The organism is Bacillus sp. FSL K6-1033 (genome assembly GCF_038630765.1).
Taxonomy (GTDB): domain Bacteria; phylum Bacillota; class Bacilli; order Bacillales; family Bacillaceae; genus Bacillus; species Bacillus altitudinis.
The window spans coordinates 1,654,553-1,669,902 of the sequence record NZ_CP152041.1; the positions used below are offsets into that span (position 1 = coordinate 1,654,553).

Consider the following 15,350-nt stretch of genomic DNA (forward strand, 5'->3'; position numbering starts at 1 on the left):
CTGATTGATATAATGACTATTAAATGGCTGTTTCACGTATATATCAGCTATGTTCTAATACATAATAAATAGGATGAACAAAGGAGGTTTCTCATGACGTACTTACAAGAGAAGACATTTGATACACCTGGTCTTCATACTCATATTGTCAAAACAGAAAAATTTAAAACCGTGACGATCCTTTTTAAAATGCTTGCGCCTTTATCCAAAGATGACGTCACCATGCGTTCCCTTTTCCCGCATGTGCTTTTAAGAGGAACAGAAAAAATGCCGAAAACGGGAGAGCTTCGTGCTTATTTCGACGAGCTCTATGGGGCGACCGTTTCCGCAGACATGGCGAAAAAAGGTGAAAATCACATCATTACCTTCCGTCTAGAAATGGCGAATGAAAAATATTTAAAGGATCAAACCCCTTTACTAGAAAAAGGGATTGCCTTACTTTCTGAACTTTTATTCCACCCGTACGTGGAAAACGGAGTATTTCATGAATTGTACGTTGAGCAAGAAAAACGAACATTGAAACAGCGCATTCAAGCCGTTTATGATGACAAAATGCGCTATTCAAACTTAAGACTTGTACAGGAAATGTGTAAAGGTGAGCCATATGCACTGCACGTCAATGGTGAAATGGAAGACGTCGAAGCGATTACGGCAGAAGCGCTCTTTAAAGCATACGAACATGCACTTAAGTCCAACCAGCTGGATCTCTATGTTGTGGGAGACGTTGATGAACAAGATATCAATCGAATGGTCTCGCAATACTTTAAAACAAGTGAAAGAGAGCCAGTCAAACAAAATACCGAATCATCAAGATCACAAATAGAGCCAAAAGAAGTCATTGATGAAGAGGACGTAAAACAAGGAAAGCTGAACATTGGCTTTCGCACACATACAACGATAGCAGATGAAGATTATCCGGCGCTGCATTTATTTAATGGCATATTCGGCGGCTTCTCTCATTCAAAGCTATTTATCAATGTGCGGGAAAAAGCAAGTCTTGCGTACTATGCTGTCTCTAGACTTGAGAGCTTTAAAGGTTTGATGATGGTCATGTCAGGAATTGAAGTCGGCAACTATCAGCAGGCAGTAGACATCATCAAAGAACAATTTGATGCCATGCAAAAAGGCGATTTTTCTGATGAAGCAATTGAACAGACAAAGGCTGTCGTCAAAAATCAGCTGCTCGAAACCATTGATACGTCTTATGGAACAGCGGAATACTTATATCAGCATGCCGTCGTGCCAACAGGGGAGAGCCTCGATTCCTTTTTAGAAGCGTTAGACAGAGTGACAAAAGAGGACATCATCAAAGTGGGTCAAAAAATCGAATGGGATACGACCTATTTTCTTAAAGGAACGGAGGGTGCTTCATGACAGTGAAAACAATTCAATTCGATCAGCTGCAAGAAACGGTCTATCATGAAAAAATGGATAGCGGACTTGACGTCTATGTACTGCCAAAGCAAGGGTTTAACAAAACATATGCAACCTTCACAACAAAATACGGTTCTGTCGACAATGAATTTGTGCCGCTTGGCAAAGAAGACATGATCCGAGTGCCTGATGGAATTGCCCATTTCTTAGAGCACAAGCTGTTTGAAAAAGAAGATGGAGATGTGTTTCATACATTTAGTAAACAAGGAGCATCCGCAAATGCTTTTACGACATTTACGAGAACAGCTTACTTATTCTCAAGCACCTCAAATGTCGAACAAAACCTTGAGACACTCATTGATTTTGTGCAAGAACCTTATTTTACTGAAAAAACAGTCGAAAAAGAAAAGGGCATCATTGGTCAAGAGATTAACATGTATGATGACAATCCCGACTGGCGTTTATTCTTCGGTTTGATTGAAAATCTATATCAAGAGCATCCTGTGAGAATTGATATAGCTGGAACAGTAGAAAGCATCGCTCCGATTACAAAAGATCATTTGTATGAATGCTATGAAACGTTCTATCACCCAAGCAATATGCTTCTATTTGTTGTCGGTCCCGTTGATCCGAAGCAAATATTAGATCAAGTTCGAGCGAATCAGGCGAAAAAGCCATTTACAGACCAGCCAGAGATCAAACGAAAAGACATCAATGAGCCTGAAGGTGTGTACCGAAAAGAGTACGAACTTCCAATGAACGTACAAGGCTCAAAATGTATGTTTGGATTAAAAACAAAGAATCCTCATAAAAAAGGCAATGAACTGTTAAAACATGAGCTCGGAATGAATCTCATTTTAGAGACGCTGTTTGGTAAAAGCTCCTTACAATATGAACAGATGTATGAAAAAGGCTTGATTGATGAGACCTTCAGCTACGATTATACGGAAGAAGGCGGCTTTGGCTTCACATCAGTTGGCGGAGACACAAATGACCCTGATCAACTCGCAGATGAATTAAAAGAAACGCTTCTTCAAGCAAAAAGCCTGATCACAGAAGAAAAGATTGAACTTGCTCGCAAGAAAAAAATTGGCAGCTTTTTAAAAGCAATGAACTCCCCGGAGTACATCGCCAATCAATTCACTCGATACGCATTCTTAGAAATGAGCTTATTTGATGTCGTGCCAGTACTGGAGCAAATCCAATTAACAGATATTCAGCAAATCTTAGACGAAGAAATTGATGAAGAACGAATGTCAGTTTTTAAAGTCGTACCGAAAACAAAATAAAACGAAAAAAGACAAACTCAACATATAAGAGTTTGTCTTTTTTGTGTCCAGCTAAAGAAATCGCTTTATATGCGAAGATATTGATTGACAATTGTTTCGGTAATTAGTTAAACTCTTTAATAGTTAAACAATCAAACTAAAGGAGCAGCATATGGTACAAAATAAAATTGCCCAGCTCATCCAGAGATATGCGGACGTCTATCTCATGATGGAGAAAAAAGTATCGAGTATGATCACGGAAAAGCTCGATAAAGAACTGACACTTGATCAATATTACTCGCTTCGATACATCAATTTACACCCAGGATGTACATCAACAGACCTTGCCATCGAATGTAATGTCAACAAAAGTGCTGTGACATCCATGACCAATCGTCTTTTTAATAAAGATTATATTTACCGAGAGCATGATCAAGCTGATCGAAGAAACGTTCATCTTTATGTGACACCCGAAGGAAAAGAAGTGGTCAGCCGAATGGAAAAGCAGCTTCAGGATCTTGTTCGGTCATATTTAGAAAAATTTGATGAAAAAGAAATAGAATCATTTATTCAAACATATGAAAAGATTTATCAAATTATCATCGAAGAGGAGGCACAACATAGTAATGAGAGCAATCATAAAGGGTAGATGGCTGATCACGATCCTTTGGGTCGTACTAGCGGCTGTATTATTAATCACCGCTCCTAATATGGCGCAATTAACAAAAGAAAAAGGGCAGATTTCTGTTCCAGATGGTTATCCCTCTTCCTACGCCGATCAATTATTAAAGAACATGTCTGAAAATGGGGATACGGAAAAATCGATCGTCATTGTCTTTCAAGGAAAGGATATCGTCAAAGAAAGAGAAGCCTCTTTAAAGAAAGCGATGGAGATTTTAGAAAAGGATCAAGATCTCCATGTTGAAGACATCACTTCTTATTTTGATGCAAACAAAGATATCAAAAAACAGATGCTCTCTAAAGATCAAACAACACTTCTTGTTCCAGTTACATACGACTCGAACAAAATCAAAGCATCCGATTTTAAAGAAAGAGTCAATGAAAAGCTTAAGAGCCTGAACCTGAAATTTGAAATGACAGGGCAGCCGCTAATCGACGATGATGTCATCACAAGCTCACAAGAAGGTCTGAAAAAAACGGAATTCATTACAATTGGGTTTATTTTAATTGTTCTTGTGCTTGTCTTTAGATCCGCAGTGGCACCGTTCGTTCCTTTAGTGGCCGTGGCGCTTTCCTATTTGGTCAGCCAATCCATTGTGGCTTACCTAGTAAAGTATGTTGATTTTCCGCTCTCGACCTTTACCCAAATTTTTATGGTCGCCATCATGTTTGGGATTGGAACCGACTACTGCATCCTGTTGCTAAGCCGGTTTAAAGAAGAACTATCTCACGGAAAAGATAAGATTGAGGCGATTATTACAACATATAAGACGGCAGGTAAAACCGTTTTATTCAGCGGAATTGCTGTCCTCATTGGTTTTACGTGTATCGGTTTAGCCCAATTCCAACTGTATAAATCAGCTGTCGCCGTGGCGGTTGGTGTCGCCGTGTTAATTGTGGCACTGCTCACTGTCGTTCCATTCTTTATGGCGGTTTTAGGAAAAGTGTTATTTTGGCCGATCAAAGGCGATATTGCCCACCCGCAATCGAAAATGTGGGAAACAGCCGGTCGTTTTTCATTTAAGAAACCACTTCTCAGCTTGCTAATCGTTGCAATTATTACCCTTCCAGCGATTCTTATGTATAAAGGAACACTTTCATATAACAACCTAGACGAAATCGGCAATAAATACGAATCCGTCAATGCATTTAATACGATCTCTGACAAATTTGGACCAGGTGAAGCCCTTCCAGCAACAGTTGTCGTGAAATCATCTGATCTTTTAGACAATAACGAAGGTCTGATTGCTGTTGAAAAGCTCAGTCGTGCGATTGAACAAACAGATGGCGTGAGTAAAGTAAGAAGTGCGACACGCCCTGTTGGAAAAGGACTGAATGATCTGTACGTGAAATCTCAAGCCAAAGAGCTAAATAGCGGGCTTGATAAAAGTAACGAAGGGTTGAAAAAGATCCAAGATGCTCTTACAACCATGAGTAAATCCATCGAGGATCAAACACCACAAATTAAAGCATCTGGAAAAGGCATTAACAAATTGATTTCTGGAACCGAATCCGTAAAATCAGGTATTCAAAACGTCGAAAAAAAGATGAGAGATCTGCAAAACGGAATTGATCAAAACAAAAAAGGTGTTTCTGAAATTAAAGAAAGAATAAAGGGTGCGAAAAAAGAATTAACAGATCAAGTCGCACAAGTGAATCAGCAAGTGGCACTGTATAAAAGCATTTCCAAAGAATTAAAAGCAGCATTGGCACAAGTCGATACTTCATCCTCTGCCGCAGCGGATGTGAAAGCTTTGATCAGTCAAGCGAATAAACAGTTCAGTACACTTGAGCAGCAAATTCCGCAAGTGAAAGAAAACCAATCATATCAAGCCATCAAAGCTTCATATAAGGAACTTTCTACTACCTTGCAAGAAGGAGCCAAACAGGCTGACAGCTATGCAAAACAAGCAAAAGAAGCAAAAAAACAGCTTGAAGCAGCAGATGCTTTTATCGCAAAAGCTTCAGAGCAGCAAAAAGTGTTTACAAATCAAATTGATGAGCTGATTGCTGGCTTAGAAGCTATTGAGAACGGGCTAGATCAAACGTCTAAAGGCCAAGGACAGCTAGCTGATAGTATGCCTAAACTTGCAAATGGAGCCGGCGACATCATTAATGGTCAAAAACAAATGAAAGAAAAAATTGGCGGCTTTGGTGACGATCTGACCAAGCTGACAGATGGTCTAAACAAAAGTGTCGACGGACTTGAGAAAATTTCAAACGGCTTAATGGGTGCAGGAGACTACTTAGATGAACTGAAAAACGCACCAGATCAAGACATGGCCGGTTGGTTTATTCCAAAAGATGTTCTAAAAAATAAAGCTTTCAAGCAAGTGTTCGATTCCTATATGTCGGATGACCGCAAGATGACAAAGATTGACGTCATCTTAGAAGACAATCCATATGGAAACGACGCCATGAAAACGATTAAACAAGTAGAGGCTTCCGTCAAACGTGCACTTCCTGAAACAAACTTAAAAGATGTTTCATTTGGCGTATCTGGTGTATCAAGTATGAACGCTGATTTAAAACAGCTGTCAGACCAAGACTTCAATAAGACGGTTTTTTACATGATGATCGGTATTTTCTTAATACTAGTGATTCTCTTCCGTTCTCTCGTGATGCCGCTTTACTTAGTTGGATCGCTGATTTTAACGTACTTTACCGCCATTGGTGTAACAGAATTTATTTTCACCCATTTCTTCGGATATCCGGGCATCAACTGGGCTGTTCCATTCTTTGGCTTTGTCATCTTAATGGCGCTTGGAGTCGATTATTCGATTTTCTTAATGGAACGTTTCAATGAATACAAAACAAAAGACATTCAGTTTGCCATGACTGAATCAATGAAAAATATGGGATCTGTTATTATGTCTGCTGCCGTCATTTTGGCAGGAACATTTGCAGCGATGCTGCCATCAGGTGTATTGTCACTCCTACAGATTGCAACACTTGTTCTCACAGGGCTTTTATTGTATGCACTCGTTGTGCTACCATTGTTCGTACCTGTGATGGTCAAATTGTTCGGATCAGCGAATTGGTTCCCATTTAAACGAAAAGAATAAAGATTCCATAAAGAAAGTAGGAACAAAGTATGAGTCGTTGGGCACTGATCACTGGTGCCAGTGGCGGAATTGGGCAGGCGACAGCCAAAAAGCTTGCCCAAGAAGGCTGCCATCTGATGCTCCATTATCATCAAAATGAACAAGCGGCTAGTCGTCTTTCCGCTGATCTCAAAGAAACATATCAAGTAGAAACGCACGTCGTTCAAGCTGATTTAGCGAAAACAGGCGGAGCAGCAGAGCTTGTCAGCCGCCTGCCGCTTGATCCAGATATTCTTGTTTTAAATAGCGGAAAGAGTCATGTTGGTTTAGTGACAGATACTGAAAAAGAAGATCTAGCCAGCATGGTGCAGCTTCATGTGACAAGTCCATATGAGCTTACCCAATCTATTTTGCCTGCCATGATCCAAAAAAAGTCAGGTCATATTATTGCGGTTAGCTCAATATGGGGGGAAACGGGTGCCTCGTGTGAAGTACTGTACAGTATGGTCAAGGGTGCTCAAAATGCTTTCATTAAAGGGCTTGCCAAAGAGCTTGCCCCAAGTGGAATTAGAGCAAATGCAGTCTCACCAGGTGCGGTTCAGACTGATATGATGAAAAGCTTCACACAAGAAGACCTTGCGATGATGGAAGAGGAGATTCCACTCGGCCGTCTTGCCGCACCTGAAGAGATAGCCGATGTCATTTGGTTTCTCGCCTCAAAGCAGTCAAGTTATATGACAGGTCAAATTTTATCCGTGAATGGCGGCTGGTACTGTTAAAAACGTGTATAATTCGTCGCTCCATGACAAAAGCTATGGCTGTAATTCATCTTTTCGAATGGAGGAATCGACATGTCAGTACTTGAGAACTGGGACCATTGGAAAAACTTTTTAGGAGACCGTTTAAATCATGCGCAGGATAAAGGCTTAAAAGATGATACTATCAATAACCTTGCGTATGAAATTGGCGGATACCTGGCTAATGAAGTTGAAGCAAAGAATGAGCAAGAAAGAGTACTTGCTGACCTTTGGAGCGTCGCATCAGAAGATGAGCAGCGCGCAATTGCCAATATGATGGTCAAACTGGTTGAAAATAATAGCTCGCACTAAACAAAAAGAGGGGTCGTTTGTGCCTCTCTTTTTATTTTAACTGTTTCACAACATTGTGCTTTCTAAAAATGTGAAAATGCTTTATGATAAAGGAAGGTAAAAATTTGCCACAATGAAGGGGGTAATATCATTTGGCAAAGCTCGAATGGTATTTTGAATATGAGATACAGGTGAACCGTCCCGGACTTTTAGGAGACATTTCTTCTTTAATGGGGATGCTTTCAATTAATATTGTGACAATTAATGGTGTTGATGTATCAAGACGCGGCATGCTTCTTCGCTGTGACCACACAGAACAAATTAAGCGGCTTGAATCAATTTTAAATACAATGGAAACGATAAAAGTAACGAAACTAAGACAGCCAAAACTTCGTGACCGTTTAGCTGTTCGTCATGGAAGATACATTCAGCGTGATGCGGATGACAAAAAGACGTTCCGTTTTGAAAGGGACGAGCTTGGTCTACTTGTTGATTTTATGGCTGAATTATTTAAAAAAGAAGGACATAAATTGATTGGAATTCGCGGAATGCCGCGGGTTGGAAAAACAGAATCAATTGTTGCTTCAAGTGTATGTGCAAGTAAGAGATGGCTGTTTGTATCGTCGACTCTTTTGAAACAGACCATTCGCAGTCAGCTGATTGCAGATGAATACAGCCCGGATAACGTCTTTATTATTGATGGGATTGTGTCGACAAGAAGAGGTTCTGAGAAGCACTTGCAGCTTTTAAGAGAAATTATGAGACTGCCTGCTACAAAGGTTGTAGAGCATCCAGATATCTTTATTCAAAATTCAGAATATACAATGGATGATTTCGACTACATCATTGAATTGCGTAATAGTGCAGACGAAGAAATTACATACGAGCACGCTGAAGAACCACAAGTGTTTGATCATTCTGGTTTTTCTGGCTTCGATTTTTAATATGGTAATGGTAGGTGTTTGTTTTGACTGAATTGGGAAAACGGCTCGTTGAGGCCAGAGAGGAAAAAGGGATGTCGCTGGAGGATCTGATGGCGGCTACCAAAATCCAAAAGCGCTATTTGCTAGCAATAGAACAAGGAAACTATGATATCATTCCAGGTAAATTTTACGTCAGAGCGTTTATTAAACAATATGCCGAAGCCGTTGGACTGAATCCTGAACAATTGTTCGAAGAGTTTCGTAAAGATGTACCAAGCACGTATAACGATGAAGTGTCTGATAAATTATCAAATATTAAACCGCAAAGAGAGCTGCCAAAGCCTGCCTCAAAGGTACTGGAGCTGCTTCCGACGATTTTAATCATTGGAGGGATCCTTGTGGTGATCGCTATCATTTATGTGATCGTTCAAGCGGTTAATCATGATAGCGGACAGAAAAATAATCAGGCGGCTCCTCAGCAATCAGAATCAAAATACGAAGTGTCTGAGGATTCATCGCTTGCAAAGGATCAAAAGAAAAAGGATAAAGCTTCGTCAGATGATCAAGAAAAATCATCTGAAAAAGACGATTCCTCAAAGGATTCATCTAAAGACGATGAAGATGTTTCTTTGAAGGCGACGGATACAGAGGGTTCTACGACAACGTATGAAGTAGCAGGTGCAGAAGAGATGGAGCTAACCATTTCTGCCTCACAAGCTTCATGGCTTCGTGTGAGAGACGAATCTGGAAAAGTGCTGAAGATGGGTGAATTGAAAGATGGCGAATCGTTTAAAACAGACTTAACTGATCTTTCCCAAGTCGATATCCGCTTAGGAAATGCAACAGGAATCGATATCAAAGTCAATGACGAAACGCTGAAGTACGAATTAGACCCTAAAAACACCATGACACAAAACATTGTGATTGTGAATAAAGGAAAGGAAAAGTCATCTTAAGCAAGTAGATGACTTTTCTTTTGTTCCTACTATTATATATACATAAAAAAATGGATTATTGGAGGATTGAAATTCATGTTTAACTTACCGAATAAAATTACTCTTTCTAGGATCGCCTTGATTCCTGTGTTTATGTTGATTATGCTTGCTCCATTAGATTGGGGTGTCGCGCGCTTTGGTGACGTCAGCATCGAAGTCACTCACCTTGTTGGAGCGATTTTGTTTATTGTCGCTTCGACAACCGACTGGATTGATGGTTACTATGCACGTAAGCTCAATTTAGTCACAAACTTTGGTAAATTTTTAGATCCGCTTGCAGATAAATTGCTTGTTTCAGCGGCTTTAATTATACTTGTTCAATACAATCTCACACCGGCATGGATGGCAATTGTGATCATTAGCCGTGAATTTGCTGTAACAGGCCTAAGGCTTGTCTTAGCTGGAGGCGGTGAAGTGGTCGCAGCCAATATGCTTGGAAAAGTGAAGACGTGGGCGCAAATCATTGCGATTTCGGCACTTCTTTTGCATAACCTGCCGTTTGAACTTGTATCATTCCCTTTCGGTGATCTTGCCATGTGGGTAGCGGTGTTCTTCACTGTTGTCTCAGGATGGGATTACTTTGCGAAAAACTGGGAAGCCTTAAAGAATTCTAACTAAAAAGGACGTGTACGCTTTGAAGTCAGAGAGAAAAGCAGAAATTATTGCAGTCGGTTCCGAACTTTTGCTAGGGCAAATTACGAATACGAATGCACAATTCATCAGCAAACAACTAGCTGAAATTGGTGTGAATGTTTATTACCACACAGCAGTTGGTGACAATCCAGAGCGTTTAAAAAGGGCCATTCAAGTGGCACAGGAAAGATCGAATTTTATTATCTTCTCAGGTGGTCTTGGACCAACGAAAGACGATTTAACAAAAGAAACCATTGCGAGTACGCTCGGTAAAGAGCTTGTGCTAAATGAAGAAGCATTTGAGTCTATTCAAGAATACTTCCGTAAAACCGGACGTGATATGTCGCCGAACAACCGTAAACAGGCGCTCGTTCTAGAGGGATCTGATGTGCTCGTAAACCGTTTCGGAATGGCACCTGGTATGTTTATACAAGAGGGAGATACGTTTTACATTCTGCTCCCTGGACCGCCAAGTGAATTGCACCCGATGTTTGAAAACGAAGCGAAGCCGCTTATTTCTGAAAAACTCGGCCTAAAGGAAAAAATCGTGTCTGTTGTCTTGCGTTTCTTTGGCATCGGTGAATCTCAGCTGGAAACAGATCTTGAAGATTTAATTGATGCACAGACCAATCCAACGATTGCACCGCTTGCAGCTGACGGGGAAGTGACGCTAAGGCTGACAGCCAAGCATGAGGATGAAAAAGAAACAGAGCGTCTGTTAAAAGAAACAGAAGCACAAATTTTAGAACGGGTCGGCGAGTACTTCTACGGATATGGTGATACATCTCTTGCCTTTGAAGCTTCAAAGGCCTTGCATGAACACGGGAAAACAGTAGCAGCGGCTGAAAGTCTGACTGGTGGTATGTTTTCAGAGTGGCTGACAGACCTCGAAGGGGCATCATCCATTTTAAACGGCAGTGTGGTTTGTTACACAAATCAAGTCAAGCAGCAAGTGCTGGGCTGCCGTGAAGAAACATTGTCTTCTCATGGTGCTGTCAGCAAAGAGTGTGCGTTAGAGCTCGCCGAAGGCGTTAGAAAACTGACGGGAAGCGATATCGGTATTAGCTTTACAGGTGTGGCAGGTCCTGAACCACACGAAGGACAGCCGGTTGGAAAAGTATTTATCGGGCTATCGACAAAAGACCAGACAGACGTGTTTGAATGGATGTTTACTGGCAGTCGATCAGGCATTCGCAAGCGTGCTGTGAAATATGGTTTGCACCACCTTCTCAAATTATTAAAAGATAGTTAATTTTGTTTTTTATCAGGTTTACTCCTTTATAAAAGAGCGTTTTTTCTAATAGAAACAGCTCTTTTCTTAAATAATCTGCCAAGAAAAAATCGAATATGTGTTCGTTTTTTTCTTGGCAAATGACGTAAAACAAGGTATAGTATAGATAGTGGAATTGATAAAGGAGGAAACAATAGAATGAGTGATCGTCAAGCAGCCTTAGATATGGCTCTTAAACAAATAGAAAAACAGTTTGGTAAAGGCTCTATTATGAAACTAGGAGAGCAAACAGATACACGTATTTCAACAGTACCTAGTGGTTCGTTAGCACTTGATACTGCGCTTGGAATAGGTGGATACCCTCGCGGCCGTATTATTGAAGTATATGGTCCAGAGAGTTCTGGTAAAACGACAGTAGCACTTCATGCGATTGCTGAGGTTCAGCAGCAGGGAGGACAAGCTGCATTTATCGATGCGGAGCATGCGCTAGATCCAGTTTACGCTCAAAAATTAGGTGTCAACATTGATGAGTTATTGCTTTCTCAGCCGGATACAGGAGAACAAGCACTTGAAATTGCAGAAGCACTTGTTCGTAGTGGTGCAGTTGATATTGTTGTCATTGACTCAGTAGCTGCTCTTGTACCAAAAGCAGAGATCGAAGGAGACATGGGAGATTCACACGTTGGTCTTCAAGCACGTTTGATGTCTCAAGCACTTCGTAAACTATCTGGTGCTATCAACAAATCAAAAACAATTGCGATCTTTATTAACCAAATTCGTGAAAAAGTAGGGGTTATGTTTGGTAATCCTGAAACAACGCCTGGTGGACGTGCACTTAAGTTCTATTCATCTGTTCGTTTAGAAGTACGCCGTGCTGAACAGTTGAAACAAGGGAACGACATCATGGGGAACAAAACGAGAATTAAAGTTGTGAAAAACAAAGTGGCACCACCATTCCGTATTGCCGAAGTAGACATTATGTACGGTGAAGGTATCTCGAAAGAGGGAGAAATCATCGACCTTGGAAGCGAACTAGATATCGTACAAAAGAGCGGGGCTTGGTATTCTTATCAAGAGGAACGTCTTGGACAAGGACGTGAAAATGCGAAGCAATTCCTAAAAGAGAATAAGGACATTCTTCTTATGATTCAGGAGCAGATCAGGGAGCACTATGGTTTGGATACAAACGGAGTGAAATCAACTGACGAAGAAGGACAAGAAGAATTGGAATTGAATGACTAAAAAGACGCTGAAAAGCGTCTTTTTTTTACAATTACATAACAGCTAGCGGGTCAAAAGTTCTGTCTTTGCTTGAAATAACGACTTACGCCTTAGTCTGACTAGCTTGACAAGTATTTCCGACACAATTACAATGGGAATGTATCACTTGTTTTTCTTAACATGATTGATAACTAATTTAAACTTGACAAGGGCAGTGAGGATCTCATTCCCTGTGAAGGCCCTGTATGTTGAGACACAAAACAATGTACATGCCGACACTTTATTTGTAAAACCAAGTTCATAGCAAGAGGAGGTGAAAATATGTCGCCTACGATGTTTACGATCATCTCCATTTTGCTGAGCCTAATCTGTTTAGTTGTTGGCTACTTTGTTCGTAAAACCATTGCAGAAGCAAAAATATCCGGCGCAAGAAACATGGCCGAACAAATTGTTGAGGATGCAAAGCGTGATGCGGAAGCATTGAAGAAAGAAGCGCTCTTAGAAGCGAAAGATGAAATTCATTCGTTTCGTGTAGAGGCGGAGCAAGAAGTTCGTGAAAGACGTAATGAGCTTCAAAGACAAGAAAACCGTTTACTTCAAAAAGAGGAAAACCTTGATCGCAAGGACGAATCTTTAGATAAACGGGAGTCCCTGTTGGAGAAGAGAGATCATTCTCTGAATGAACGACAACAACATATTGAAGAGATGGAAAGCAAAGTGGATGATATGATTCGTTTGCAGAAAGCTGAGTTGGAGCGTATTTCTAGTCTAACTCGAGATGAAGCGAAACAAATCATTCTGGATCAAGTTGAAAATGAGCTTTCCCACGACATTGCAGTCATGACGAAAGAATCTGAAAACCGGGCGAAAGAAGAGGCTGATAAAAAAGCGAAAAACATTCTTTCACTTGCGTTACAGCGTTGTGCAGCTGATCATGTAGCTGAAACAACAGTATCTGTAGTCAATCTTCCAAATGATGAGATGAAAGGTCGTATTATCGGACGTGAGGGACGAAATATCCGTACGTTAGAAACGTTAACAGGTATTGACCTGATCATTGATGATACACCTGAAGCTGTCATCTTATCGGGCTTTGATCCGATAAGACGTGAAACAGCGAGGATAGCTCTGGACAAGCTAGTCCAGGATGGACGTATTCATCCTGCACGAATTGAAGAAATGGTGGAAAAATCACGCCGTGAAGTCGATGATTATATCCGCGAGATGGGTGAGCAAACGACATTTGAAGTCGGAGTTCACGGTTTGCATCCGGATCTCATCAAAATTCTCGGTCGCTTAAAATTCCGTACAAGTTATGGACAAAATGTCCTGAAGCATTCAATTGAGGTTGCACATCTTGCAGGTCTCATGGCTTCAGAGCTTGGAGAAGATGCAAAGCTTGCAAAACGAGCAGGTCTTCTGCATGACATTGGAAAAGCCATTGATCATGAAGTAGAAGGAAGCCACGTGGAAATTGGCGTTGAGCTTGCGACGAAATATAAAGAGCATCCTGTTGTCATCAACAGTATTGCATCTCACCATGGTGACCAAGAACCGACATCTATTATCGCTGTTCTTGTTGCGGCAGCCGATGCATTATCTGCAGCACGCCCTGGTGCAAGAAGTGAGACGCTTGAAAATTACATTCGGAGACTTGAGAAATTAGAAGACATCTCTGAATCTTATGAAGGTGTTGAAAAATCGTTTGCGATACAAGCTGGACGTGAAGTGCGTATTATGGTGAAGCCAGATTCAATTAATGATCTTGAAGCTCACCGTCTAGCAAGGGATATTCGTAAGCGGATTGAGGACGAGCTCGATTACCCTGGTCACATTAAAGTGACAGTTATTCGAGAAACTCGCGCAGTAGAGTATGCAAAATAGAGCGGTGCGCTTAGCGCCGCTTTATTTTTTTGTGTAAATATGCAACACTGATAAGAAGATCATTTTATAAGAGAAAGGGTTCAAAACGTATGAAAATATTATTTGTTGGAGATATCGTTGGTTCACCTGGCAGAGATACACTGAAAGAATACTTGCCAAAGCTAAAGAAAAAATATCAGCCACACTTTACGATTGTCAATGGAGAAAATGCGGCTCATGGGAAAGGTCTTACTGAAAAAATCTACCACGAGCTGCTTCAAGCTGGGGCTGATGTGCTTACGATGGGGAACCATACATGGGATAAAAGAGACATTTTCGATTTCATCGATGATGCACCCCATATTGTTCGTCCGGCAAACTTCCCGCAAGGTACACCAGGGAAAGGGCTTACTTTTATTAAAAAACAAGGTAAAGAACTAGCTGTCATCAACTTGCAAGGCCGCACATTTTTACCTCCGATTGACTGCCCATTTCAAAAAGTAGATGAGCTCATAGCAGAAGCTTCAAAACGTACACCGTTTATTTTTATTGATTTTCATGGTGAAGCCACAAGTGAAAAGCAAGCAATGGGTTGGTATACTGATGGCCGTGCATCGTGTGTCGTTGGAACGCATACACATGTTCAAACAGCAGATAACCGTGTCTTGCCAAAAGGAACTGCTTATATTTCGGATGTTGGCATGACTGGTCCTTATGACGGTATTTTAGGTGTTGATCGGGAAACGATTATTAAACGATTTAAAACGAGCCTCCCTGTCCGTTTTGAAATTGCAGAAGGCCGCACGACATTAAGTGCAGTGATCGTAGAAATTGACGAACCGTCGAAAAAAGCTGTCAAAATTGATCGAATTTTGATAAATGATGACCATATTTTCTTTGAATAAATATTCACATATTTATTTCAGAAAAATATTAATCAGAAAGAAGGAATATGCGCCCTCTATCGTGAATATAGTAAAAATGGTAGGTAGCCTGCTATTTTTGAAAAACATTTTGGGGATGGATTTT

Annotated in this window: 13 protein-coding genes; all 13 read left to right on the forward strand. The window is 40.7% G+C overall.

Annotated elements, in window-relative coordinates; genetic code table 11:
* The first annotated feature begins 93 nt into the window (after positions 1-93).
* The 13 genes from MHH31_RS08360 (at position 94) to MHH31_RS08420 (ending at position 15,226) form a co-directional block, all read left to right on the forward strand.
* Positions 94-1,374: a pitrilysin family protein gene (locus tag MHH31_RS08360; RefSeq protein ID WP_056704743.1), complete on the forward strand. Its 1,281-nt coding sequence runs from the start codon at positions 94-96 to the stop codon at positions 1,372-1,374.
* Positions 1,371-2,663 carry a pitrilysin family protein gene (locus MHH31_RS08365; protein ID WP_041507268.1) on the forward strand — a complete coding sequence of 431 codons (1,293 nt, stop codon included), beginning with the start codon at positions 1,371-1,373 and terminating at the stop codon, positions 2,661-2,663. Before MHH31_RS08360 ends, MHH31_RS08365 begins: the two co-directional genes overlap by 4 nt.
* 151 nt (positions 2,664-2,814) lie before the next feature.
* Positions 2,815-3,291 (forward strand): MarR family transcriptional regulator, encoded by a 477-nt coding sequence (locus MHH31_RS08370; RefSeq protein WP_024720380.1) that lies wholly within the window; start codon positions 2,815-2,817, stop codon positions 3,289-3,291.
* Positions 3,269-6,388, forward strand: a complete 3,120-nt coding sequence (locus MHH31_RS08375) for an MMPL family transporter (RefSeq protein ID WP_342495447.1) — start codon at positions 3,269-3,271, stop codon at positions 6,386-6,388. Before MHH31_RS08370 ends, MHH31_RS08375 begins: the two co-directional genes overlap by 23 nt.
* A 29-nt stretch (positions 6,389-6,417) precedes the next feature.
* The gene (locus MHH31_RS08380) at positions 6,418-7,146 is read left to right on the forward strand and encodes an SDR family oxidoreductase (RefSeq protein ID WP_024720382.1); all 729 of its coding nucleotides are present in this window, start codon (positions 6,418-6,420) and stop codon (positions 7,144-7,146) included.
* 72 nt (positions 7,147-7,218) lie between these two features.
* Entirely contained in the window at positions 7,219-7,476 is a 258-nt protein-coding gene (locus tag MHH31_RS08385) for a DUF3243 domain-containing protein (RefSeq protein ID WP_003211590.1), read from the forward strand.
* A gap of 131 nt (positions 7,477-7,607) precedes the next feature.
* A complete protein-coding gene (locus MHH31_RS08390) occupies positions 7,608-8,399 on the forward strand; it encodes a DUF3388 domain-containing protein (protein WP_039166619.1) in 792 nt (263 codons plus the stop codon).
* Between the two features lie 23 nt (positions 8,400-8,422).
* The gene (locus tag MHH31_RS08395) at positions 8,423-9,334 is read left to right on the forward strand and encodes a helix-turn-helix domain-containing protein (protein ID WP_342495448.1); all 912 of its coding nucleotides are present in this window, start codon (positions 8,423-8,425) and stop codon (positions 9,332-9,334) included.
* 75 nt (positions 9,335-9,409) lie between these two features.
* On the forward strand, positions 9,410-9,991 hold the full coding sequence (gene pgsA, locus MHH31_RS08400) for a CDP-diacylglycerol--glycerol-3-phosphate 3-phosphatidyltransferase (protein WP_008344688.1): 582 nt from the start codon (positions 9,410-9,412) through the stop codon (positions 9,989-9,991).
* 16 nt (positions 9,992-10,007) lie between these two features.
* The gene (locus MHH31_RS08405) at positions 10,008-11,258 is read left to right on the forward strand and encodes a competence/damage-inducible protein A (protein ID WP_039166613.1); all 1,251 of its coding nucleotides are present in this window, start codon (positions 10,008-10,010) and stop codon (positions 11,256-11,258) included.
* Between the two features lie 177 nt (positions 11,259-11,435).
* Positions 11,436-12,479 carry a recombinase RecA gene (gene recA / locus MHH31_RS08410; protein ID WP_007499478.1) on the forward strand — a complete coding sequence of 348 codons (1,044 nt, stop codon included), beginning with the start codon at positions 11,436-11,438 and terminating at the stop codon, positions 12,477-12,479.
* 300 nt (positions 12,480-12,779) lie between these two features.
* Positions 12,780-14,342, forward strand: coding sequence for a ribonuclease Y (gene rny / locus MHH31_RS08415; protein ID WP_003211958.1), 1,563 nt, complete (start codon positions 12,780-12,782; stop codon positions 14,340-14,342).
* A gap of 89 nt (positions 14,343-14,431) precedes the next feature.
* Positions 14,432-15,226 (forward strand): TIGR00282 family metallophosphoesterase, encoded by a 795-nt coding sequence (locus MHH31_RS08420; RefSeq protein WP_019744184.1) that lies wholly within the window; start codon positions 14,432-14,434, stop codon positions 15,224-15,226.
* The last annotated feature ends 124 nt before the right edge of the window (positions 15,227-15,350 follow it).

Bases quoted from the DNA above. Each gene is read 5' to 3' on its own strand.
- MHH31_RS08370 (WP_024720380.1), top strand. From the start codon at position 2,815: ATGGTACAAAATAAAATTGCCCAGCTCATCCAGAGATATGCGGACGTC.
- MHH31_RS08385 (WP_003211590.1), top strand. From the start codon at position 7,219: ATGTCAGTACTTGAGAACTGGGACCATTGGAAAAACTTTTTAGGAGAC.
- MHH31_RS08365 (WP_041507268.1), top strand. From the start codon at position 1,371: ATGACAGTGAAAACAATTCAATTCGATCAGCTGCAAGAAACGGTCTAT.
- MHH31_RS08360 (WP_056704743.1), top strand. From the start codon at position 94: ATGACGTACTTACAAGAGAAGACATTTGATACACCTGGTCTTCATACT.
- rny (WP_003211958.1), top strand. From the start codon at position 12,780: ATGTCGCCTACGATGTTTACGATCATCTCCATTTTGCTGAGCCTAATC.
- pgsA (WP_008344688.1), top strand. From the start codon at position 9,410: ATGTTTAACTTACCGAATAAAATTACTCTTTCTAGGATCGCCTTGATT.
- MHH31_RS08375 (WP_342495447.1), top strand. From the start codon at position 3,269: ATGAGAGCAATCATAAAGGGTAGATGGCTGATCACGATCCTTTGGGTC.
- MHH31_RS08420 (WP_019744184.1), top strand. From the start codon at position 14,432: ATGAAAATATTATTTGTTGGAGATATCGTTGGTTCACCTGGCAGAGAT.
- MHH31_RS08380 (WP_024720382.1), top strand. From the start codon at position 6,418: ATGAGTCGTTGGGCACTGATCACTGGTGCCAGTGGCGGAATTGGGCAG.
- recA (WP_007499478.1), top strand. From the start codon at position 11,436: ATGAGTGATCGTCAAGCAGCCTTAGATATGGCTCTTAAACAAATAGAA.